This window comes from Streptomyces sp. NPDC090499 (assembly GCF_044769305.1).
In the GTDB taxonomy this organism is placed as follows: domain Bacteria; phylum Actinomycetota; class Actinomycetes; order Streptomycetales; family Streptomycetaceae; genus Streptomyces.
Genome location: NZ_JBIVXP010000005.1, coordinates 355,456 through 377,566, shown reverse-complemented (window position 1 = coordinate 377,566; position 22,111 = coordinate 355,456). Strand labels below are relative to the sequence as shown.

General features: G+C 72.2%; 16 protein-coding genes. 7 read left to right on the top strand and 9 right to left on the bottom strand.

Features of this window, described 5'->3' with window-relative positions; translation table 11 throughout:
* Both ACIQVL_RS20960 and ACIQVL_RS20955 read left to right on the top strand, forming a co-directional pair.
* Nucleotides 1-345, top strand: a complete 345-nt coding sequence (locus tag ACIQVL_RS20960) for a CU044_2847 family protein (protein WP_403476049.1) — start codon at nucleotides 1-3, stop codon at nucleotides 343-345.
* A 2-nt stretch (nucleotides 346-347) separates the two neighbouring features.
* The gene (locus tag ACIQVL_RS20955; protein WP_403476048.1) at nucleotides 348-5,054 is read left to right on the top strand and encodes a trypsin-like peptidase domain-containing protein; all 4,707 of its coding nucleotides are present in this window, start codon (nucleotides 348-350) and stop codon (nucleotides 5,052-5,054) included.
* Here the strand turns inward: ACIQVL_RS20955 and ACIQVL_RS20950 are convergent.
* From ACIQVL_RS20950 to ACIQVL_RS20940, 3 genes are read right to left on the bottom strand one after another with little or no spacing between them, the layout of a single operon-like run.
* Complete coding sequence (locus ACIQVL_RS20950) at nucleotides 4,983-6,581, bottom strand: alpha-L-fucosidase (protein WP_403476047.1); 1,599 nt, start codon at nucleotides 6,579-6,581, stop codon at nucleotides 4,983-4,985. The two genes, ACIQVL_RS20955 and ACIQVL_RS20950, sit on opposite strands and share 72 nt — an antisense overlap.
* 16 nt (nucleotides 6,582-6,597) lie before the next feature.
* Nucleotides 6,598-8,451 (bottom strand): family 20 glycosylhydrolase, encoded by a 1,854-nt coding sequence (locus ACIQVL_RS20945; RefSeq protein ID WP_403476046.1) that lies wholly within the window; start codon nucleotides 8,449-8,451, stop codon nucleotides 6,598-6,600.
* A complete protein-coding gene (locus ACIQVL_RS20940; RefSeq protein WP_403476217.1) occupies nucleotides 8,444-10,807 on the bottom strand; it encodes an alpha-L-fucosidase in 2,364 nt (787 codons plus the stop codon). The genes ACIQVL_RS20945 and ACIQVL_RS20940 overlap by 8 nt, the downstream gene beginning before the upstream one ends.
* A gap of 257 nt (nucleotides 10,808-11,064) precedes the next feature.
* On the opposite strand from ACIQVL_RS20940, the gene ACIQVL_RS20935 reads away from it, so the two are divergent.
* Nucleotides 11,065-12,408, top strand: coding sequence for an amidase (locus tag ACIQVL_RS20935; RefSeq protein ID WP_403476045.1), 1,344 nt, complete (start codon nucleotides 11,065-11,067; stop codon nucleotides 12,406-12,408).
* 125 nt (nucleotides 12,409-12,533) lie between these two features.
* On the opposite strand, the gene ACIQVL_RS20930 is transcribed toward ACIQVL_RS20935, so the two are convergent.
* Nucleotides 12,534-13,301 (bottom strand): aromatic amino acid lyase, encoded by a 768-nt coding sequence (locus tag ACIQVL_RS20930; protein WP_403440145.1) that lies wholly within the window; start codon nucleotides 13,299-13,301, stop codon nucleotides 12,534-12,536.
* Between the two features lie 171 nt (nucleotides 13,302-13,472).
* Nucleotides 13,473-14,054 carry a TetR family transcriptional regulator gene (locus tag ACIQVL_RS20925; protein WP_403440147.1) on the bottom strand — a complete coding sequence of 194 codons (582 nt, stop codon included), beginning with the start codon at nucleotides 14,052-14,054 and terminating at the stop codon, nucleotides 13,473-13,475.
* 101 nt (nucleotides 14,055-14,155) lie between these two features.
* Here ACIQVL_RS20925 and ACIQVL_RS20920 point away from each other — a divergent pair, with 101 nt between their 5' ends.
* Nucleotides 14,156-15,139 (top strand): aldo/keto reductase, encoded by a 984-nt coding sequence (locus tag ACIQVL_RS20920; protein WP_403440149.1) that lies wholly within the window; start codon nucleotides 14,156-14,158, stop codon nucleotides 15,137-15,139.
* Between the two features lie 82 nt (nucleotides 15,140-15,221).
* The gene (locus tag ACIQVL_RS20915; protein ID WP_403476044.1) at nucleotides 15,222-16,178 is read left to right on the top strand and encodes an SDR family NAD(P)-dependent oxidoreductase; all 957 of its coding nucleotides are present in this window, start codon (nucleotides 15,222-15,224) and stop codon (nucleotides 16,176-16,178) included.
* A gap of 25 nt (nucleotides 16,179-16,203) precedes the next feature.
* Here the strand turns inward: ACIQVL_RS20915 and ACIQVL_RS20910 are convergent, their stop codons facing one another.
* Together ACIQVL_RS20910 and ACIQVL_RS20905 are read right to left on the bottom strand one after the other, a co-directional pair.
* Complete coding sequence (locus tag ACIQVL_RS20910; RefSeq protein WP_403476043.1) at nucleotides 16,204-16,686, bottom strand: GNAT family N-acetyltransferase; 483 nt, start codon at nucleotides 16,684-16,686, stop codon at nucleotides 16,204-16,206.
* 58 nt (nucleotides 16,687-16,744) lie between these two features.
* On the bottom strand, nucleotides 16,745-16,918 hold the full coding sequence (locus ACIQVL_RS20905) for a hypothetical protein (RefSeq protein ID WP_352356208.1): 174 nt from the start codon (nucleotides 16,916-16,918) through the stop codon (nucleotides 16,745-16,747).
* Nucleotides 16,919-17,537: 619 nt separating this feature from the next.
* On the opposite strand from ACIQVL_RS20905, the gene ACIQVL_RS20900 reads away from it, so the two are divergent.
* Nucleotides 17,538-17,915, top strand: coding sequence for a hypothetical protein (locus ACIQVL_RS20900; protein WP_403440154.1), 378 nt, complete (start codon nucleotides 17,538-17,540; stop codon nucleotides 17,913-17,915).
* A 25-nt stretch (nucleotides 17,916-17,940) separates the two neighbouring features.
* Nucleotides 17,941-18,711, top strand: coding sequence for an SDR family oxidoreductase (locus ACIQVL_RS20895; protein WP_403440156.1), 771 nt, complete (start codon nucleotides 17,941-17,943; stop codon nucleotides 18,709-18,711).
* Between the two features lie 284 nt (nucleotides 18,712-18,995).
* On the opposite strand, the gene ACIQVL_RS20890 is transcribed toward ACIQVL_RS20895, so the two are convergent.
* Both ACIQVL_RS20890 and ACIQVL_RS20885 read right to left on the bottom strand, forming a co-directional pair.
* Nucleotides 18,996-20,534 (bottom strand): SDR family NAD(P)-dependent oxidoreductase, encoded by a 1,539-nt coding sequence (locus tag ACIQVL_RS20890; protein ID WP_403476042.1) that lies wholly within the window; start codon nucleotides 20,532-20,534, stop codon nucleotides 18,996-18,998.
* 103 nt (nucleotides 20,535-20,637) lie between these two features.
* A complete protein-coding gene (locus tag ACIQVL_RS20885) occupies nucleotides 20,638-21,969 on the bottom strand; it encodes a wax ester/triacylglycerol synthase family O-acyltransferase (RefSeq protein WP_403476041.1) in 1,332 nt (443 codons plus the stop codon).
* Nucleotides 21,970-22,111 lie beyond the last annotated feature (142 nt).

The following is a 22,111-nucleotide window of genomic DNA, read 5'->3' as shown; positions in this document are numbered from 1 at the left end:
GTGGACGAGGGCACGCGGACGACGATCCCGGTCGAGATCGACGGTCAGACGATCCTGATGGCGGTGACCTCCGGCGAGGGCACCTCGGAACGCGCCCTGGGCGGGGAACAGGAGATCGGCTGGCGCCGACCCAGCCTCGACCCCGTCCTCGACGGCCTGACGGCGGTGGCCCGCGCGATGGGCACGCGGCTCCGGGAGACTGGCGCGTCGAAGGCGACGGTCGAGTTCGGGTGCGACGTCTCCTTCGACACCGGGCAGTTCCTGGCGGTCGTGGGCAGGGCGTCGTCCAGGTCCACGTGGAAGGTGACCTTGGAGTGGACCGCCGAGGAGGTCCCGGGAGCGTAGGCGTGGACGGCTGGAGGAGGCTGCTGGAGTCGGCGACCGTCGCACTGGACCTGCCCGGTGGGCACGCGGGCGGTACCGGGTTCGTGATCGCGCCCGGGACCGTGGTGACGTGCGCGCACGTGGTGACCGGCGCCGACGAGGTGCGGGGACGCATCGGAACCGGGGCGGAGTTCACGCTGACGGTGACGGACGAGGACCGGCACCGGGCCGACAACGGACTCGACGTGGCCTTCCTGCGGTTCGACGCCGAGACGCCGTACGTGCTCACCTCACCGGCCACCGCACTCGGCGACCGGCTCCGGGCCTACGGCCACCCCAAGGGCCACTACCGTGCGGGCCAGTGGGCCGCGCTCGAGTACCAGGGCGACTCCCGCCTCGCCTTCGAGGACCCGATGGCCATGCCCCGGGGCTACGGCACCCCGGTCGGCGAGGGCTTCAGCGGCAGCCCGGTGGTGAACGAACGCACCGGCGCGGTCTGCGGGATGCTCGCGCGCTCCGACAAGGCGGGCAGCGCCCACATGGTTCCCATCGGCGAGATCCTGGCCCGCTGTGCCGTGCCGCCGGCGCCGGTCGCCTGGCTGGAGACGCTCACGGACGGCCAGGTACGGGCGGGTGGCCGCCGGTATCCGGCCGCGCAGCTGCGGGACTACCTGGAGGCGGCACGCGAGGCCGCCGACGAGCACCCGTACGCCGCCCTGCTCACGGATGCAGGGGACGTGCCCCTGTCGACGGTGTACGTCCGTCAGGAAGCCTCGCACGCAGAGGACCGGACCGCCGCCGACGGCCCCCGCGGCCGCCGTCCGTCCGGACGTGACGGCGCCGCCGCCGAGGGCGTACTCACCGAAGACCGCCACGTCCTGTTCACCGGCGGGGCCGGCAGCGGCAAGTCGAGCCTGCTGCGCCGCCTCGTGTTCACGGCGGCCGCCGCCTGGCTCGACGACCCCGGACAGGCCCCCTCGTACATCCCGGTCCTGGTCACCGCCGACCAGCTCGTGGACCGCCCGCTGCCCGAGGCCTTGGCGAACGCGCTGGCCCGCGACCTGCCCGGGCTGCGCCGCTCCCCCGTGCCGGAACTCTTCGAGTCCGCGCCCATGCCGTCCGTCGACTGGCTTGTCTGCGTCGACGGACTCGACGAGGTGCTCGACCCGGAGGAGCGCAGCCGGGTCATCCGGCTGATCCAGCGCTGGGCACGGGAACCCCATCTGCGGTTCGTGGTGGCGAGCCGGTCGCTGGTGACCGCGGAGATGAACCGGCTGGACGAGCTGGAGCGCTACGCTCTTCTCGAATTCGACCACGCCGAGGTCGGAGAACTCGTCCGTACCTGGTTCACGGCGCTCCGCGTCGAGGACGCCCTGACGCGGGCGGACGCGCTCACCGAGGCCCTGCGCCAGGGTCGGCTCGCGGAGGTGGCGCGCAATCCGCTCTACCTGACGATGATCTGCGCGGTCGCCGCCGTACGGGACCTGCCCCGCAACCCCGCCGAGCTGTACGCCCGGTTCATCGGCATCCTCCGTGAGAAGGGGGCCCAGCGCCTCCGGCGCAGCGACCCCGGCCCGCACGGCATCACCCCGGACCTGCTGGAGCGGGTCTACGACGTGCTGCACCCCGTGGCCGAGCTGCGCCAGGGCGGGGACGCGCGCCCCCTGCTCGACCAGGCGATGGAGCTGCTGGCCGAGCGCACCCCGCCGGAGACCGTGCTGCGCGCCCTCACCTTCACCGGTCTGATTCGGCAGCGCGGCGGCGCCCTCTACTTCCTCCACCACACCATCCAGGAGTATCTGGCCGGGCACGCCCTCGCCGACCGCCTCAACCCCAAGGATCCGGAGGCCCTGCGGACGGTCCGCGGGGCGATCGCGGCCGAACGCCCCAACCTGGTGCTGTTCATGGCCGCCCGCTGGCACGAACAGGGCATGCCCATCGCCGAGTTCCTGCGCACCGTCGTGGACGGCGGTGGCTGGCGCGACCTGCTGCTGTGCGCCACGATCCTCAGCGACGAACTGGTCACGGACGAGGAACTGACGGCGCGTTTCACAGGAGCCGTGCTCAAGCTGTACAGCAGTGGAGTCCACGTCGGTGACATCCAACCGGATGCGGTGCTGGACCGGTTGTACGCGGTGCTCGCCCCGCCCGGCCTGGTCGCTGTCGTCGGCGATCCCGGCGTGGCGCACCGGGCACGGGTCGATGCGCTGCGGCACCTGGTGGCGCGGCACGCCGAAGGGGCCGCGGCGCTGGCCACGGCCCTGGCGGACGACCCGGACCTCCCGGCGGACGTGCGGGTCGACGCGGCCGCACTGCTGGCCCCGGCGGGCGACCACCGGGGGGCGTGCCGTCGTCTCACGGCTCTGGCCGAGGATCCCGGTCATGTGCCCGAGACCCGGCAGAAGGCGGCCGTCGCCCTGCTCGCACTGGACACGGCAGCCGGCACGGCCTCGCTCGCGACGCTGCTGCGCACGGTGGACTTCCCCCGCGTGCACGTGACCGACAACCTGGGTTCCCTGTGGACCGACCGGTCCGAAGGGACTCTCTCCGTCCTGGCCGACGCGCTGGCCGACAACCCGGCGCTGGCGGGCGATCCGCACATGCTCCGGGTGCTGCGGGGCATTCTGCTGGCCCCGGTGGCGCCTCAGGCTCTCACAGCGCTGTGCCTGGATCCCGCCGTGCCCCTGTACCTGCGGCACTGGGCGACCAAACACCTGACCGACATCGAGACGAGGCGTCTCGTGTCCACACAGGTGGTCGAAGATCCCCGCTCGCCCGAGGGAGCCGTCTCCTACGCGGTGGGCTTCGTCGACGACGTGGCTCTCGTCGAGCGCACGGCACGCGACGAGCGGCTGCCCGCCTACGACCGGCGGCAGGCGGTCACCCGACTGGTCCGGCTCGACCAGCCGTCCCTGGCGCTGGACTGCCTGAACGGTCTTCGGACCGACCGCTGGAGTGTGGGCCCGTGTGCGGAGCTCCTGCGGGAAGCCGGGGAACCGGTCGGCTCCCGGGACCTGCTGACGGAGGTTTTCGAGGATCCTCGGCTCCCCGTCCGGGAGCGTGTCACACATGTCTCCGCGCTCATCGACCTGGGCGCGTCGCAGTCGCTGCGGACACGCCTGGCGGACCTCGCGGTGGCCCCCGGGATCGGAGCCGCCGACCGGCTGGAGGCGGCGGAGGCGATGGAGGAGCTGGATCCGATCGCAGCCGCGGAGCTCGTCAGCGGCATCGCGGCGGACGACACGCTTCCCGGCGGCGCACGATTGGACGCGGCGACCATGCTGCTGAACTCCGGTGAGCGGGCCACCGCCTCGACGCTGCTGCGCCGTGTCTCCGAGGACCGGCGGGTGGGTATGCGGTACCGCACCCAGGCCCTGGACAGGCTGGCCGAGGTCGACCTGCGCGCCGCGGCCGAGGCGCTGCATCGCGTTCTCGACGAGGCCGGGCTGCCGGACGAGCACCTGTGGCGGCTGCTGTCCCTGGCCGATGCCATGACGCCGGAGGTGACCCTGCGCAGACGCCTGTACGCGATGCTCGACGACGAGACCGTCCCCACGGACGCCCTCCTCGACTTCGACGTCAACTGGGACTTCGACGACGCCGAAGTGGTGCCGCTGCTCCGGCGTGCCCTGTGCGCGGTCGCGGAAGACCCTGCGGCGGCTCCGCCGGCTCGCGCCCGGGCCTGTGAGAAGCTGCTCGGACTGGTTCCGTATCCCCGCTGGAAGGCCCTGATGGCCGGGATCGCTCCGGACCGGATGCACTGTCTGGGTCTCCACATGTCTCTCGGCGGCCACAGCAACTACGCCGACAATCGCGAGGTCTTCCAGGTCCAGTCGTTCGTCGGCCAGGACGAGAGCGTCGACGCTCCGGCGGCCGCCCTCGCCGGAGTCGATCCCCGCGAAGCCGCGGCGTACTGGCTGGAGTCGCTGGCCCTGCGCCGCCCGGAAGCGGTCACGCAGCTCGGCGATCTGTGGCTGCTGGTGCACACCGAGGCCGAGTCCGACCGGGTCCGGGAACACCTGCTGGCCTGGGCAGGGGACGCCGAGGCTCCGCTCGCGGAGCGGATCGCGGCGGCCCGGGTGGCCGCCGGGAATCCGGCCGATGTCTGGTATCCCCTGGCTGCCGACGACGCCGTCCCGCCCGAACTCCGCGTGGCGGTGTGCGAACGCCTCCCGTCGAGCGGCGCGTTCAACCGCGTCCCCCTCACCCGTGCCCTGGCCGCGGACACGGCCAACCCGGTCGGGGTGCGCGCCCGGGCCGCCGCCCTCCTCACCGAAGATCTGGGAGAGGAGGGCCGTCGGATCCTCCTCGGCCTCTCCCACGCCGGCACCACGGATACCGAGGCCCATCTCGCCGCCGCGTCGGCCTGGGGGGAGCTGGACATCGGCTGCGAGGCGGAGGCCGCCTGCCTCAGGGTGCTGGACGACGGGCAGGCCGACGCCCGGCACCGGGTGCGCGCGGCCGGTGAGCTCCTGCGCTGGCGCTCGGCACGTGACGTGGCCAGGCGGACCCTGAGATCGGTGCTCGGCGCTTCGAACGCCCCGGTCCCGGTACGCATCGACGCGGCCCAGAGGCTGCTCGCCGCCCACGCGGCCGCCGATGCCCACCTGGGTCTCCTGCGACTGGCCCGCGAACCATCGCCGACGCCCGAGGAGTTGTCACGTATCGAGGCCTTGCTGCCGGTCGACCTGCGGGCTCAGGCCGGCGGTGTCGTCCGGTCGGACGGCTGACCGGTACAGCCCGAACTCCGCGAGCCGTGGCTCCGCCCGCGCCCCGGTGATCCGGGCGCGCCAGCGCCTGGCCCGTACCGGCTGCGCGAGCCGCAGGATCCGGCTTGCGCCCACCGTCCCGGCGGTGGCGACCGCGGACCACGCTCCGTTCACGTGGGCCTCGACCACAACCCCCTCCACCTGCTGCCCGTACCGGATGTCCTCCGCCAGCCGGAGCCGGTCCACCTCCAGCTCACGGCCCAGGTCCACGGTCACCGCGCCCGGCGTCACCGAGCGCCGTGCGCCGCGTGCCAGGTCCTCGGGCAGCTCCCGGTCCACCCGTTCGCCGAACTCGCGCAGCCGGGTCACGTCCGTTGCGTGCAGCAGACCGTCGGTGTCCGGTGGGACGTTGAGCAGGAGTACGGCGTTGCGGCCGACCGAGCCGAAGTAGATCTCCGTCAGCTCGTCCACCGACTTGGGCTGTTGGTCGGGGTGGTAGAACCAGCCGTCCCGGATGGAGACATCGCACTCGGCCGGCCACCACTGGAGGTAGTCCGTCTTCGGCCGGGCCGCGACCAGGGCGGCCCGGCTGCCCTCGTCGGGGGTGTCGTAGGACAGGGCCCAGTCCGTGCGGCCGTACTGGTTCTCCTTGACCGGGATGACGCTCCACTCGTCCTCGCGGGCGAGGCCGCCCTCGTTGCCGACCCAGCGCAGGTCGGGGCCGGTGACCGCGATCGCCGCGGCCGGGGCGAGCGAGCGCACCAGCGCGTACCAGCTGTCCCAGTCGTAGTCCTCCACCTTGTCCGGCGGGATGTGTCCCTGCGCTCCGTCGAACCAGACCTCGTCCACCGGGCCGTACTCGGTGAGCACCTCGTAGAGGGTGTCGAGCATGTGGGCGCCGTAGTCGGTGGCGTCGAGGGTGAAGGAGCGGGACGGGGAGCGGTCGTCGCCTTCGACCGGGGTCGGGATCGTGCGGGGCGAGCGTGCGCTGCCGTTGGCGTAGACGCCGTGCAGGTACTGGTTCTCGTCGGCGGGTGAAAGGTAGACGCCGACCTTGAGGCCGTAGCGGCGCATCGAGTCGGCGAAGGAGCGCAGGACGTCCCCGTGCCCGCCCATCCAGCTGCTCGACGCGACGGAATGGTCGGTGTACCGGGACGGGTAGAGGACGAAGCCGTCGTGGTGCTTGACGGTGAGGATCGCCAGCCGGAAGCCGCCGTCGCGCAGGGCGCGGGCCCACTGGTCGGTGTCGAGACCGGTGGGCTGGAAGACGTCGGGGTCCTCGTCGCCGGTGCCCCACTCCAGGCCGGTGAAGGTGTTGACGCCGAAGTGCAGGAACGCGGTGCGTTCCAGGGCCTGCCAGGCGATCTGCCGTTCGGTGGGGCGGACCCCGGAGGCCTTGCGGACCAGGTCGGCCTCGGTGTCCTCGGGGCCGACCGGGATCCGGGACCGGTCGCCGTCCGCGGTGGCCGCGGCCGCCAGGGCCGGAAGTCCGGCCGCCATCGCCACGGCCGCCGCCGAGGCGACGAAGACGCGTCGTGAGAGATCCATGGGCGTACTCCTCGGGTCAGGAGAGGTGCCAGAGGGCGGGGGTGCGTTGGTCGGGCGGGTACTGGACCACCCGGCCGTCGTCCGTCACGGTCAGCGCCATGCGGGTGATCGCGTCGACCAGGTGGTAGCCGCCGTCTGCCACGGGTTCCAACTCCCAGCGCTGTACGGTGTTCCGGCTGTCGCACGGCTTCCAGGTCGCCTCCGCCCCCGGCTGGAGCGGCGCGTTGAGCGTGAGCCTGCCGCCGTGGATGTCCAGGCAGCCGTCGGCGCCGCGCAGGGTCGCGTAGCCGTCGGCGGTGCGCCGGACCTCCGCCCGGTAGGTCACCCCGTCCGCCGCGAAGGTGTACGTCCCGTCCGGTACCGGCACCGTCGTCAGGTCCCGTCGGCCGGGTGCGGTTCCGACCGCCGTGCCGCGGGCGGTGAACTCCGCGTAGGTGGCGTCGGGATGCGGGGCGCCCCAGGTGGCCTGGGCGATGTGCCGTAGCGCGGGCCACAGTTCGGCCGCGACCTCGTTCTCGGTCTCGCCGCTGCCGTTGTCCGGCCAGAGGCTGATCTTCGCGCCCGTGACGCCGGCGGCGGAGGCGAGTTCCTCGCCCTCGAAGGAGCGGGGGTCCCAACTCTGGTCGTAGAGCGCCTCGGTGTCGCTGTGGAAGCCGCCGCGGACGAGGTAGAGGGAGTACGACGCGTTCATCACCGCGTAGCCCTGGGCGATCAGTCGACTGGGTTTCACGGCCACGTTCAGCCAGTGCTCGACCGTGGTCCCGGCCGCCACGGGGACGGAGTTGGCGCCGGTGAGGCCGTCGTTCCAGATGCGCAGCTGCCTGCCCGTGCGCGCCGCGTAGGCCTGGACCCGGTTGACGAAGTCCACGTAGGCGTCCTGCGGGGTGGCGTCCGGGCCGTACTTCTGCCGGGCGTACCGGAGCATCTGCGGGTACTTGGCGTAGTCGGAGCCGAGCATGTACTCGTCGGCGCCCATGTGCCAGGACTTCGCCGTGAAGACCTGGGCGTACTCGTCCATCAGGCTCGTGTAGTAGTCGAAGGCGGCCTGCTGGGTGACGTCGAGCCGGGCGGGCTGCTGCACGCCGTCGGAGTCGGTCAGTTGCAGGTCGGGGCGGTTCTCGATCCAGGGGTCCATGTGGCCCGGGGAGTTGATCTCGGGGATGATCTCGACGTGGTAGCGGTCACCGAGGGCGGCCAGCCTTCGTATCTCGTCCTTGGTGTAGTAGCCCCAGGTGTTCGCCTCGGGGTGGATGTCGCTCTTCACCTTCAGTTCCAGGAGCAGCTGGTTGAGCTTGTGGTACGCCATCTCGCGGACGAGGTTCTCCAGCCAGGGCAGGGAGACGTGGATGTAGCAGGCGCAGACACCGACGCCCCGCTCGCGGTAGCGGGGCACGTCGGTCGTGTGTCCGGCGGGGATCCGGTCGCCCTGGGCGAGGAGCTGGAGGAGGGTGCGGGTGCCGTAGAACGCGCCGGTCCCGGTCGCTCCGGTGATCGACAGCCGTCGGCCGGAGGTGAGTTCGTAGCCCTCGGTGCCCAGTGCGGGCCGTGCCGAGGGGCGGACGTCGACGACGATGTCGCCGGGCCGGGATGCGCCCGTGACGACCGGGACCACACGGTGTCCGGCCGCCCGGAGATCGTCGGCCAGGGTGTCGGCGACCTTGCGCGCGGCGGGGTCGGAGGCGACGAGGCGGGTACCGGAGCCGAACGTGTAACTCCCCTGCTCCGGCGTCCAGTCGGGCAGCGCGGGCAGGGTGACCGGCGGGGCCGCCTGCCGTTCCTGCGCGGCCGCCGGGGTCGGCGCCGTCAGCAGCGTCAGTGCCGCCACGGCTCCGAGCAGGCGTGCCGCTCTTCTTCCGAGCGCCTCAACCATGCCACTCGACCTTGAACACCCAGACGTGCTGTCCCGCCCGCCGGGCCGCCGCGGGCAGGTCGATCACCAGGGCGCCGTTGGAGACCGTCCAGGTCAGGGGGCGTCCGTGGCCGAGCATGGTCACCTTGTCGCCGGCGCGGACCGGCACCGGGGCCTCGACGGTGAGCTTGGCACCCGGCCGGGTCAGGGAGTGGATGTAGAAGGCCTCGTCCGGGCGGACGGTGAACCGCAGGTCGTCGCCGAGCTGGGCCATGCGCGACCAGTACGTGGTGCCGTGGATCGCCTCCCCGTTGACGGCGAGCCAGGCGCCCGTCTCGCGCAGCCGGGTCTGCATGATCTCCGGGATCGTGCCGTCGGCGCGCGGGCCGATGTCGAGGAGGAAGTTGCCGTTCTTGGAGACGATGTCGACGAGGCTGTGCACGACCTCCTCGGTGGTCATGTAGGCGTCGTCCGGGGTCTCCCGGTTGTAGCCGTAGCTGCGCGGGTCGAGGCCGCGGCTGGCCTCCCACTTGGCGACGACCGTGTCGGCGTACGTCGTGTACTCGGGCGTCGTGTAGTCGTGGAAGCCGATGCCCGAGCGGTCGTTGACGGTCACGTCGACCGGACGGGGGCGGTTCTTGGCGTGGTTGAAGTACTCGGCGAGGACGTCGACGCTGTCGTTGGCGCCGCCGATGTCGCACCAGATGATCTCCGGGTCGTAGCCGTGGATCAGTTCCAGCATCTGCGGGGCCTGGTAGTCCCGCACGAAGTCCTTGCCGGCGGTGTACCCGGTGTACGGCAGCGGGTCCAGGCTGTACGGGTTGCGCGGGGCGTGGCCCATCCAGGGGCTGTCGGGGTTGAACCACTCGGGCATGGAGAAGTAGAGGCCGCGGTGGAGTTCGGGCGTGTAGCGCCGGGACGCCTCGAACAGCTCCTTGACCAGGTCCCGTTTCGGGCCGAGCTGCACCGCGTTGCGGCCCGAGACCTTGGTGTCCCACAGGGCGAAGCCCTCGTGGTGCTTGGAGGTCAGCACGTGGTACTGGGCGCCCGCGTCCCGGAACAGCTCCACCCAGGCACGCGGGTCGAACTTCTCGGCCGTGAAGCGCGGGATGAAGTCGTCGTAGGCGAAGTCCGCGCCGTAGGTGTCCCGGTGGTAGGCGTACGTCGGGTTGTTCGGGTCCTGCATCTGGTCCCAGTACCACTCGGCGTACTGCACCCCGACCGGCGCCCACGCGGGCACCGAGTAGACGCCCCAGTGGATGAAGATGCCGAACTTGGCGTCGTTGAACCAGTATGGTGCCCGGTGGCCGGCCAACGAGGTCTCGGTGGGCTGGTAGTCGGCGGTGCCGAGCGTCAACGTGCGTCGATTTGCCGTGACTTGGGTGCCGCGGCCGTGGACGCTGACCGTGCCGTCCTGCTGGGTGCCGGGCGCGGTGCCCGTGCGGTTGCGCATGCCGACGCGGACGCGTGCCTGTTCGCCGGGGTCGAGGCGGCGGATGCGGGCGGGCTCGACGGTGCGGGCGCCGGGGACGTCGACGCGTACGGACACCGCGTCGCCCGCCAGGATCGCCACGGTGCCCGCGTTGACGACGGTGGCCTCGACGCTCTGGGCACCGGTGGCATCGAGCAGGGAGCTGGTCGACCGGGTGTCCCGGAGGGTCAGCGCCCGTCCCTCGGCGACGGGTTGCAGGGAGAGCGCGAAGACGTGCAGGGCGGTCTTGCCTGCCTCCGCCGGGTTGGTGACCGGCAGGGTGAGGGCGACGGCCTCGCGCTGCGGGTCGATCCACACCTCGGACGTGCCGATCCCGACGCTGTGCGCGTCCTTGCCGCCGTCCGGCTGGTAGCGGTACGGCGCCGACAGGGGCCCGCCCACCGAGTACCAGTCGCCGCCGCTCAGGCTGCCCGTGCTGGTCGTGCCGTCGGCGTAGTGGACGGTGACCGTGCCGGAGGCGTTGCCGTAGCTGCCGGCGGTGAGGAAGAGGGCCGAGAGGTAGTGGCCCCCGGGGAGGTCCAGGCGCTGGCCGAGCGCGACGACGTTGTTCCTGGCGCCCGCGGTGGCGGCCGGGAACTCGAAGGGGATGCCGTCGACCTCGACCCGGCCGGCCGGGAGCTCCTCGCCGGGGAACGTGTAGCCGGAGCCGTCGAAGTCACCGCCCCGGGCGGCGGCGGTGTCGATGCCATCGTTGTCATAGAGCGAGTCGAGCGGTACGGGAACGGGGTCGGGGACGGGAACCCAGGGCGACACGGCCTCCGCCTCGGCCCGGTCGTCGGCCGCCCCGGCGGCGTGCGCCTCGGTCGGCACCGCGAGAGGCAGGGCGACCGCCGCGGCGGCACCCGCCGCGATCCCCAGGACCTGACGTCTTGGACAAGGAGACATGCTCATTGCGCGGCTCCATTCATCGGATGTCTGATGATTGAGCGGGCTCAGAGGCCTGTCAATGGGGCATGCACGAACGAGAGTTGGCCCAGTGGTCGGATGACCTGTGGGGCGGATATTGACGGCGCCGACCGCCGCACGGCGGATCCGGTTCGCAGGAGCAGCGGCCGGGGCACTCGACGTGGCGCCCCGCGACCGGGCAGAGTGCCCTCTCGTACCGACGAGTAAGCCGCCTTCCCGCACCCCGAGGAGCGCCCGTGACCGACTGGGCCGGACGGACCGCCACCGAGATCGCCGCCGCCGTACGCGAGCAGCGGGCCACTCCCCGGGAGGTGGTCGCCGGGCACCTGGAGCGGATCGCCCGGCTGGACGGGCGGATCGGCGCGTTCCGCAAGGTCCGGGCGGACGCGGCACTGGCCGAGGCCGACGAGGTCGCGGCCCGTCCGGACCTCGCCGAACTCCCGCTCGCCGGGGTGCCGTTGGCGGTGAAGGACAACCTGGCGGTGCGCGGCGAGGCACACCTGGACGGTTCGGCCGCGACGCCGGACACGCCCGCCGACGCGGACCATGTCACCGTGGCGCGGCTGCGGGCGGCCGGCGCCGTGGTCATCGGGCTGACCAACGTGCCCGAGCTGTGCGTCTTCGGCACCACCGAGGGAGCCCACGGCATCACCCGCAACCCGTGGGACACCCGGCGCAGCGCGGGCGGCTCCTCGGGCGGCAGCGCGGCCGCGGTCGCCGCCGGGCTGGCACCGATCGCCCTCGGCAACGACGGCATGGGCTCGCTGCGGATCCCCGCCGCCAACTGCGGTCTGGTCACCATCAAGCCGGGGTTCGGCGTGGTGCCGGCCGGGATCGGCAACGGCGACTGGTTCGGCATGTCGGAGAACGGGCCGCTGGCGACCACCGTGGCGGACGCCCGGCTGATGCTCTCGGTACTGGCGGAGAAGGAGTTCGAGGACACCGGCACCCACGCCCCGCGGAAGATCGCCGTCTCGCTGCGCAGCCCGTTGGTCGGCGTGACCGTCAGCAGACCGTATACGAACGCGGCGATGGAGGCGGCCGGGCTGCTGGCGGGCACCGGACACGAGGTACGGCGCGCCGAGCCGCCGTACCCGGCGTCGATCGGTGTCACCGCGATCCGGCACTGGACCGCCGGGACGGCCGTGGACGCGGCCGGCCTGGACCCCGCCCTGCTGGCCCGGCGGACCCGGGTGCACGCGGCCGTCGGGCGCCGCTTCCTGCGCGGGGTACAGGTGGGTGACGCCCGCGAGCGGCTGCGCGCGAGGCTCACCCCGTTCTTCGCCGAGCACGACGTGCTGCTCACTCCCGCCCTGGCCCGCCACGCCCCGAAGGCAGCCCCCTGGCACCGGCGGGGCTGGCTGCGCAACGCCCTGGCCGGGTCCAACTACTCCCCCCTGACCCCGGCCTGGAACCTCACCGGCTGGCCGGCGATGTCGGTGCCGTTCGGCACGCTGCCCTCGGGCGCGCCCTGCGCCGTGCAGCTGGTGGGCCGGCCGGGGTCGGAGGCGGTCCTGCTGGAGGTGGCCCGGCAGCTGGAGACGCTGCGGCCCTGGCAGCGGACGGCGCCGCTCGGCTGAGAGCGCCGCCGGCCACCGGGGGTGCCACAACGGGCCGCTTGTCGTCCGCGGCGCCGTCGTGGCTGGTCGCGCAGTTCCTCGCGCCCCTTCGGGGCACGGCAAAGGGGCGGCAAAGGGGCGCTGTCTCAGGGCGTGAGCAGTTCGTCGAAGGTGCCGGAGCGGATCAGATCCACCACGGCCGCGATGTCCGCGTCCATCCGCCGGTCCGTGTCGACGAACGGCGCGCGGGCGCGGATCAGCTCGTAGGCCGCCCGGGTCCGCGAAGCCATGAGTTCGGCGCCGCGCAGGTCCAGCGCCTGGCAGGCGGTGAGCAGGTGGATCGCGGCGACCTCCTCCACCAGTGCGATGACCGTGCGCGCGTCGCGGGCCGCGATCGGCGCCATGCTGACCTTGTCCTGGTTGTGGGCCTCGGTGGACCGGGAGAACACGCTGGCCGGGTTGGTGCCCTTCAGCGCCTCCGCCGTGACGGCCGAGCACGCCAGCTGCATGCCCTTGAAGCCGTGGTGCAGCCCGGCCTCCCAGGAGTCCTGTTCGACGGGGACGACCAGGTTGGGGGTGAGCCCGTTGTTGAACTTCTCGTCCACCAGGAGCTGGACCTGGCGGTCCAGCAGGTCGGCGATGTTGGCCGCGGCCGTCTTGAGGGAGTCCATGGCCTGGACCACGTGTCCGCCGTAGAAGTTGCCGCCGCTGTGCACCGTGCCGCCGTCCACGTCGAACAGCGGGTTGTCGTTCGAGGAGTTGATCTCGACGCTCAGCCACCGCGTCACCCAGGTCGCCGTGTCGATCAGCACCCCGATGACATGCGGTGCGCAGCGGATGGAGTAGCGGTCCTGGATGCTGCGGCGCAGGTGCTGGAACCCCGTCAACGCGGTGTTCTTGTCAGGGGACAGCATGAGGTTCCTCCGCCTCGCGAAGAATCAGGCAGAGGAGGCTACGGGCGGCACGATTGTGTGGTTCACGGGACTTCCGCGGCCCGTGGTGCCCCTGGGAAGTGCCGCTTGAGGAGTGCCGCTTGGAGAGTGCCGCTTGGAGAGTGCCGCTTGCGGAGTGCCCCTTGAGGAGTGCTACGACCGCTTCGGCTCGGTCATCCGGCGGGCCGTCTCCACGACCGCCGCGCGGTGCAGGGCGAGCCGCTCCCCGTTCCAGGACTCGCCGATCTCCTTGGGGTCGACGCCCTCGGCGGCCCAGAACCAGGCCTGGGCCGCGGCGAGCACCATGGTCAGGAGGTCGTCGGGGGCCATGGCCTGGTCGAGGTCGCCACGCTGCTGCGCCTCGGCGACCTGGGCCGCCTTGTTCCGGAACGCGTCCTGTTCGAGTCCGGTGGCGGAGGGGCGCTCCAGCAGCTTCCACAGGCGCAGGCGCATCAGGTCCGGCCGGGCGACCAGGTGGTCGAAGATCGCGCCGGCGTATCCGGGCAGGTCCTCGACGTCGAACGGCACGGACTCGGCACCCGCCGTCATCGCCCGGGTCAGCACCTCGTCGAAGAGCTGTTCCTTGTTGCCGAAGTAGACGTAGATCAGCCGTTTGTTGGCCCCCGCGGCCTCGGCGATCCGGTCCACCCGGGCACCGGCGATGCCGTACGCGGCGAACTCGCTGAAGGCGGCGTCGAGCAGCCGGGCCTTGGTGGCGCTGGAATCCCGTGACATGACCACCACCCTACCAAGTAACTATCCAGTTATTGACATCGCGCCCAGACAGGCTTACGGTCAGGGTATCTATCCAGTTAGTTATCGAATTGAGGAACCTCATGGAACAGCGCGCACTGGGCGGCCAGGGCCTGACCGTCGGCGTCCAGGGCCTCGGCCTCATGGGCATGAGCGTCTTCTACGGCGCCACCGACGAGACCGAGTCGCTGGCCACCGTCGACCGGGCACTGGAGCTCGGCGTCACCCTGCTGGACACCGCCGAGAGCTACGGCCCCTTCGTCAACGAGCAGCTGCTCGGCAAGGCGCTGGCCGGGCGCCGGGAGTCCGCCGTGGTCGCGACCAAGACCGGCGTCGAGATCACCGACGACGGCCGGGTGGTCGGCCTGAACGGCACGCCGGAGTACGTGCGGCACGCCCTGGACCGGTCGCTGCGCCACCTCGGCACCGACCACGTCGACCTCTACTACCTGCACCGCATCGACCCCGAGGTGCCGATCGAGGACACCGTCGGCGCCCTGGCCGAGCTGGTCACCGAGGGCAAGATCGGGCACATCGGTCTCTCCGAGGCCTCCGCGGCGACCATCCGGCGCGCCCACGCCGTCCACCCGGTCACCGCCCTGCAGACCGAGTACTCGCTCTTCGAGCGCGACATCGAGCACAACGGCGTCCTGGACACCCTCAGGGAGCTGAACATCGGCCTGGTCGCCTACTCCCCGCTGGGCCGCGGCTTCCTCTCCGGCGCGATCACCAGCCCGGACGACTTCGCCGCCGACGACTGGCGCCGTACCGACCCGCGCTTCCAGGGCGAGAACTTCCGGCGCAACCTCGACGTGGTCCGCGAGGTCCGCCGGCTCGCCGCCGACAAGGGCGTCACTCCCTCCCAGCTTGCCCTGGCCTGGGTCCAGCACCAGGGCGCGGTCGCCATCCCGGGCACCAAGCGCCGCCGCTACCTGGAGGAGAACATCGCCGCCACCGGGATCACCCTCACCGCGGACGACCTCGCCGCCGTCGAGGCGGTCGCCCCGCACGGCGTGGTCACCGGCGAGCGGTACGCACCGGAGCACATGGGGACCCTCAACGGCTGACCGCCGACGTCGCCGCCACCCTCGGCGCTGATCCCCGGGAACCACCACACCACCCCCCGCACATCCACAGGAGACACCCCTCATGTCCGTATCCCAGACCCCCGGCACCTTCGGAGTCACCACCACCGCCGCCGAGGTCGTCGACGGCGTCGACCTGCACGGCCGCCGGGCCGTGGTGACCGGAGCCAGTTCCGGAATCGGCGTGGAGACGGCCCGCGCGCTCGCCTCGGCCGGCGCCGACGTCACCCTGGCCGTGCGCGACACCGCGGCGGGCGACCGCGTGGTGGCCCGCCTCTCGGCCGGACTCCCGGCCGGGTCGGGCGAGTTGACCGTGCGGCGCCTTGACCTCGCCGACCGGTCGACCGTCGCGGCCTTCGCGGACGGCTGGCAGGGCCCGCTGCACATCCTGGTCAACAACGCCGGTGTGATGGCCCCGGCGGAGGTCACCCGCACCCCCGACGGCCAGGAGCAGCAGTTCGGCGTCAACCACCTGGGCCACTTCGCCCTCACCAACGGCCTGCACCGGGCGCTGGCGGCGGCGGACGGCGCCCGGATCGTCTCGGTGAGCTCCACCGGCCACCTCTTCTCCCCCGTCGTCTTCGACGACCTGGACTACCGGTTCCGCCCCTACGACCCGTGGACCTCCTACGGCCAGTCGAAGACCGCCAACATCCTGTTCGCCGTCGCAGCGGCCGAACGCTGGGCCGACGACGGCATCACGGCCAACGCCCTGATGCCGGGCAACATCGCCGACACCAACCTGGCCCGGCACATGGACATGAAGCAGGTCGAGGCGTTCATCGCGTCGGGCGAACTCGCCCTGCCGCCGCAGAAGACGGTGGAGCAGGGTGCCGCGACCTCGGTGCTGCTGGCCGCCTCGCCGGCCGTGGCGGGGATCAGCGGCCGCTACTTCGAGGACTGTGCGGAGGCAAGGCCGGTCACCGGGCGGGCCGGAGCCGCCGGCGGGGTCGCGCCGTACGCCCTGGACCGGGACAACGCGGTCCGGCTGTGGCACGTGTCCGAGGCGCTGGTCGGCTAGGCAGCCGAGGCCCCGGGCGGCCGGATCACAGGGCGCGGTACATGATGTGCAGGCCCACCGGTCCGAGCGCGGGGTGGTCGAAGGCCTGCGGGACCGTGCCGAGGATCGTGAAGCCGAGGGAGGTCCACAGGGCCACGGCGGGGTTGGTCTCGACGACGGCGTTGAAGACCATCGCCCGGTAGCCGTGCACCCGGGCCTCGGCGAGGACGTGCTCGGCGAGGGCGCGTCCGACGCCCTGGCCGCCCCGGTCCGGGTCGACCATGAAGCCGGCGTTGGCGACCCGTGCGGCGGGTCCCCCGTAGTTGGGGGTCAGGTAGGCGGAGCCGACGACGGCTCCGGTGGGGTCCTCGGCGACGTAGACACGCTTCGCCGGGCTCATCCACAGCGCGCGGGCCGCCTGCTCCGAGGTGTCGGGGTCCCAGCCGTAGGTCTCGGCGGCGGCGACGATCCGGTGCCAGAAGGGCCAGATCTGCGGCCAGTCGTCCGCGGTGGCTTCTCTGATCAGCATGGGCGTGAGTCTCGCACGCCCATGCGCGTCGGCGATCGCGACGGGACTGACCGGCCGGTCAGTCCACGCTGGGCAGGATGTGGGGCTCGGCGAGATCCTCCTCGTAACCCGCGAGGCGGATCGGGGCGGACCGGGCCCACACGTCGAGGCTGCCGAGCTGTCCGGGCCTGCTGCCGGCGCGCTCCGTGCGTTCCTTGGGGCGCTGCTCGCGATTCGTCTTGTCAGGTGTCACCGCGCACTCCTTCTGTGTCGGTCACCCTCGGGGCGTACCGGACAGTCTGCGTTCCGGTGCTCGGCGCCCGCTCGGGTCTGGGTCAAAGGCCGGTTCGGACGCGGTGGCGCCGGTAACTCACGAGAGAGCAGGCCGTTGTCGACCGGCTTGTCCCCGGGACGGACCGTGGGTGTGGGTGGGACCCCTTGGTGCTGTCCGTCCCCTATAGATTAACCAAATGAGCGGGGGTCCGCTCGATAGGGAGTGCAAACAAGGTGTAACTATCGCGAGTCGCTCCGCAATTCAGCGATCACGAAATGCACCTGTTCGTAACATCATGCCCTGTTTACGACTCACCCGCCCCTCTCTCCAATTCGTACATAGATCCTAAAAGGTGATGTGCCTGCCACGACCGCGTGGCCGTCCGGGCCGTACGAGGGACGGCGGACGTCGTTGGTCGAGTCGCCGGTGAACATCACGGCCCGGCCCGGCGGTCCCCGGCTCACCGGGCGCGCCGATCCGCAGCCGCGGCGGGCCGCAGCCGTAACAGGCTGTGCAGTTCAGGTTGCGTTGGCCGGGTCGAAAACTCGACATGATCCGATGGCGCAGGACAACGGCTGTCTCGCGGAAGGACTGACGCATGGAGCTGCGCAGCGTCGAGGAGCTGATGGATCTGCTGTACGCCTGCCGGCACCAGCGCGCACTGCGCACCGCGGCACTGCTGCGCCGCAGCCGCCCCGCCGACAAGGAGCTCCAGGTGGCAGGCCTGGTGCACGGCATCGAGGAACTGCTCGGCCCCGCCGACGGCGCCGCGCACGCGGTCCGTCACCTGCTCGGGGAACGCGTCTACCACCTGGTCCGCGAGGACGGCACCGCCACCGACGACGACGTGCTGCGCCTGCGCCAGGCGGACGAGGAGAGCCATACCACGGGCTTCGACGCGGGCGTCCTGGAGGACTGGCGGACCGTCCTGGAACTGGTCGCCGCCCGCAACTCCCGTCTGGGGGCTGTCGACTGACGTTCCGTCATGAGACGGTACGGCGATGACGTCATCGTACGGGCCGTCGTACGGGCTCCGGGGCCGGGCGGCCGTCGTCACCGGCGGCACCCGCGGGATCGGGCGCGCGGTCGCCGAGGCGCTCGCGGCGGCCGGTGCGCTGGTGTGCGTGAGCGCGCGGGACCCGGACGAGGTGCGGCGTACGGCGGCCGGGCTCGGCGGGGTCGGCCTGGCAGGCAGCGTCGGCGAGCCGGAGCACGCCCGGGAGCTGACCCGGCTGGCGCTGACCGAGTTCGGGCGGCTCGACATCCTCGTCAACAACGCGGCGACCAACCGCCCGTACGGCCCGCTCATGGACGCCGACCTGGGCCTGTGGCGGGAGGCGTTCACGGTCAACGTGGAGGCCCCGCTGCGGTTGACGCAGTGCGCGTGGCGCGGCTGGATGCGGGAGCACGGCGGCTCCGTGATCAACATCTGCACGGAGGGCGCGGCCCATGTCGGCCCCCACGTGGGCGCGTACGGCACCAGCAAGGCGGCGCTGCTCCATCTCACCCAGCAGTTGGCGGGCGAACTGGCGCCCCAGGTGCGGGTCAACTCGGTCTCGCCGGGCCTGGTGCGCACGGAGATGGCCCGCTTCATGTGGGAGCCGCGCGAGCGGGAGATCGCCGCGGGCCTGCCGCTGGGCCGGATAGGAGAGCCGGAGGACGTGGCCGGTGCGGTGCTGTGGCTGGCCTCGGACGCGGCGGAATGGGTGACCGGGGCCGACATCCTGGTGGACGGCGGTACGAGGGTGAGAGCGGCGCGTATCACCACGTGAAGGGGCGTTGCGGGTACCCCCGGCCGAAGGCTGGGGGAAGACTGCGCGGCGAGCCCCTCACGAGCCGCGGCCGCCCACAACCGCACCCTTCGTCGGCCGAACCGGCGAAGGCGGGTGCCCGAGATCAAGTCGGCAACGCAGCTGCCCCCGACGGGCGACGGGCCCATGGGTGGACCCGTATGGGATCGAACCACGAAGTACGCGTGACCTGCGCACCGGGCACACCGGCGCCTGCCTGAAGACTAGGGCGCCGGTGCCGGGCGTCGCCAACGATTAAGCGCGGCTCACCACCTGCCGGGCTCGTAGTCCTTCAGGAAGACCCCGTACACGTCGTCGCCCGCCTCGCCGCGCACGATCGGGTCGTAGACGCGGGCGGCCCCGTCGACCAGGTCGAGCGGCGCGTGGAAGCCGGCCTCGGCCAGGCGCAGCTTGTCGTAGTGCGGGCGCTCGTCGGTGATCCAGCCCGTGTCGACGGAGGTCATGAGGATGCCGTCGGACTCGAACATCTCCGTCGCGCTGGTCCGCGTGACCATGTTCATGGCGGCCTTGGCCGCGTTGGTGTTGGGGTGCCCGGCGCCCTTGTAGCCGCGGCCGAAGACGCCCTCCATCGCCGACACGTTCACGACGTAGGACCGGCCACGCACCGCCATCTTCGCCGCCGTGGCCATGGCCGGCCGGAGCGCGCTGATCAGGATGAACGGCGACGTGTAGTTGCAGAGCTGGGTCTCCAGGAGCTCGACGGGCGAGATCTGGTCGATGGTCTGCACCCAGGTGTTGGTGTCCACGACGTCCGGGACGAGACCGCCGGCGTCGATGGCGGTGCCGTCGAGGTGCCGGGCCACGCTGGCGTTGCCCGCGACGAGGGCGAGGTCGGCGACCTGCTGCGCGTCCAGGCCGCTGGTGCCCAGCGGCAGCGCGGCGAGACCGTCCACGGCGCCCGAGTTGAAGGCGCCGATGACCTGGTGGGCGGGGAGCTCACCGGCGGGCAGCGGGGCGCCCTCGCCCTCGACCAGCGCCGCGTACGCGGACGGCAGCCGGCGTACGGTCTGGGTCGCGTTGTTGATCAGGATGTCGAGCGGGCCCGCCGCGCTGACCTGCTCGGCGAGGGCGACGGCCTGCGCGGGGTCGCGCAGGTCGATGCCGACGACCTCCAGGCGGTGCAGCCAGTCCGCCGAGTCCTCCATCGCCTTGAACCGGCGGATGGCGTCCTTCGGGAAGCGGGTGGTGATCGTCGTGTGGGCGCCGTCGCGCAGCAGCCGCAGCGCGATGTACATGCCGATCTTGGCGCGGCCGCCGGTGAGCAGGGCGCGCTTGCCGGTCAGGTCGGCACGGGCGTCGCGCTTGGCGCGGTTCAGCCCGGCGCAGTCCGGACAGAGCTGGTGGTAGAAGTAGTCGACCTCGACGTAGCGGGTCTTGCAGGTGTAGCAGGAGCGCGGGCGCTGGAGTATCCCCGCGACCCTGCCCTCCTCGGTCCGGGAGGAGGGCAGCAGGCCCTCGGTCTCGTCGTCGATGCGCTCGGCGGAGCCGGTCGCGGTGGCCTCGGTGACCGCCTTGTCGTGGGCGGTCTTGGCGGCCCGGCGCTCCTGGCGGCGGCGCTGCTTGACCGTGCGGTAGACGCCGGCCGTGGCCCGGCGCACCGCGATGGCGTCCGGGTGGTCGACCTCCAGCTCGTCCAGTTCGGCGAGCACGCCGAGGCAGACGGCGAGCCGCTCGGGGTCGATGCCGGGGCCGTAGACCACGGCCCCGTCCACGGCCCCGTCCACGGCCCCGTCCGCGGCCCGCACCGCGTCCTCGGCCGCCGGGCCGTCCTGTGTCACCGTCATCGTGCTGCCGCTTCCCTGGTCCACCAGCGGCGCTCCGACTCGCGCCCGCTTTCGAACCGGGAATTTTACGGATCCCCCGGCCATACCTCCAAACCCGACCGGATCATGGATCGCAGACCGCGATCAGCGAGTCCACCTCGTCGGTGACCGCGCGGGCCAGCACGTCGAGGTCGGGGACGGCGCTCGCGTCGGCGACCAGGCCGTAGTGGACGCGGTTGCGGTAGGTGGAGATGGCGACCGCCAGGGACTGGCCGGGCGCGAGCGGGGCCAGCGGGTAGACGGCCGTGAGCGGGTGGCCGCCGAGACACAGGCCGACACCCGGCAGCGGCACGCTGGTGACCAGGATGTCGAACCAGAGCCGGGCGGCCTGGCCGACGAGCGGCCCGCCGAGCCGGTGCCCGAGTGCGGGCACGTGGTCGGCGAGCAGGGCGACGGCACCGGCGCCCCGGTTGGGGCCGGCGTCCTTGTTGCGGACCATCGCCGTGCGGACGCGGTCGAGGCGGGCGAGCGGGTCGGGGTTGTCGACCGGAAGCCGTATCAGGTATCCGGAGAGCCGGTTGCCCTGGGGGGCCGCGGTGCGCGGGCGGCGCCTGGAGACGGGGATCAGGGCGCGCGGGGCGACGCCCACGGTGCCGTCGCCGCGCTCGTCCAGCCAGCGGCGCAGGGCGCCGGCCACGACGGCGATCAGGACGTCGTTGACGGTGCCGCCGACGGCCTTGCGGACGCGGTGGACGTCGTCGATGTCGAGGTCGACCCCGGCGATGCTGCGGGTTCCGGTGGGCTCGGACCGCAGCGCGGCCGAGGAGCTCACCCCGAGCGCGGACAGGGCCACCGAGGCGCCGATGTCGAGGGCCCGGCCCACGTCGGAGAGAGCGCCGCGCATCAGCTCGGGCAGCCTGCGCACGTCGGGCAGCGCCGGCCTCGGGCGCGGCGGCTCGATCGAGCGGGGGGCGCGCACGGGCAGGTCGAGCGGGTCCATGACACCGGCGGCCAGCTTGAGGGCGCGCAGCCCGTCGGCGAGGGCGTGGTGGAACTTGAACAGCACCGCGAAGGACACCCCGTCCTCGCCGGGCAGCACATGCGCCTCCCACGGTGGCCTGCCGCGCTCCAGCGGACGCTCCATCAGCCGGCCGGCGTCGGCATGGAAGTGTGCGGTCGGGGCGTGCAGCCGGACGTGGTTCAGGGGGTCGAAGTCCGGGTCGGTCTCGCGGGCGGCACCGCCGAACGCGAGCGGCTGCCAGACGTCTCTGATGCGCATCCGCAGTCCGGGCACCGCGGCGGCCCGGGCCGCGAGCAGGTCGGCGGCGTGCGCGCCGGCGGTCGGCGAGTGCGCGGAGAAGACGCCCAGCGCGCCGAGGTGCATCGGGTGCTGTTCGGACTCGATGTTCCAGAAGGCCAGATCGAGCGGGGCGAGCAGGTCAGCAGTCGCAGTCATCGAAAAGGGTGCCTCGCGTTGACGGAGGGTGGATCAGCAGTCAAACGCCGACTCATGATTACGGTCAAGTACGATCACGCTACGCTCAGTTAACAGCAGATTAAGTCCCGCCTCCTCCGAAAGAGGCGGGACTCATGCGACA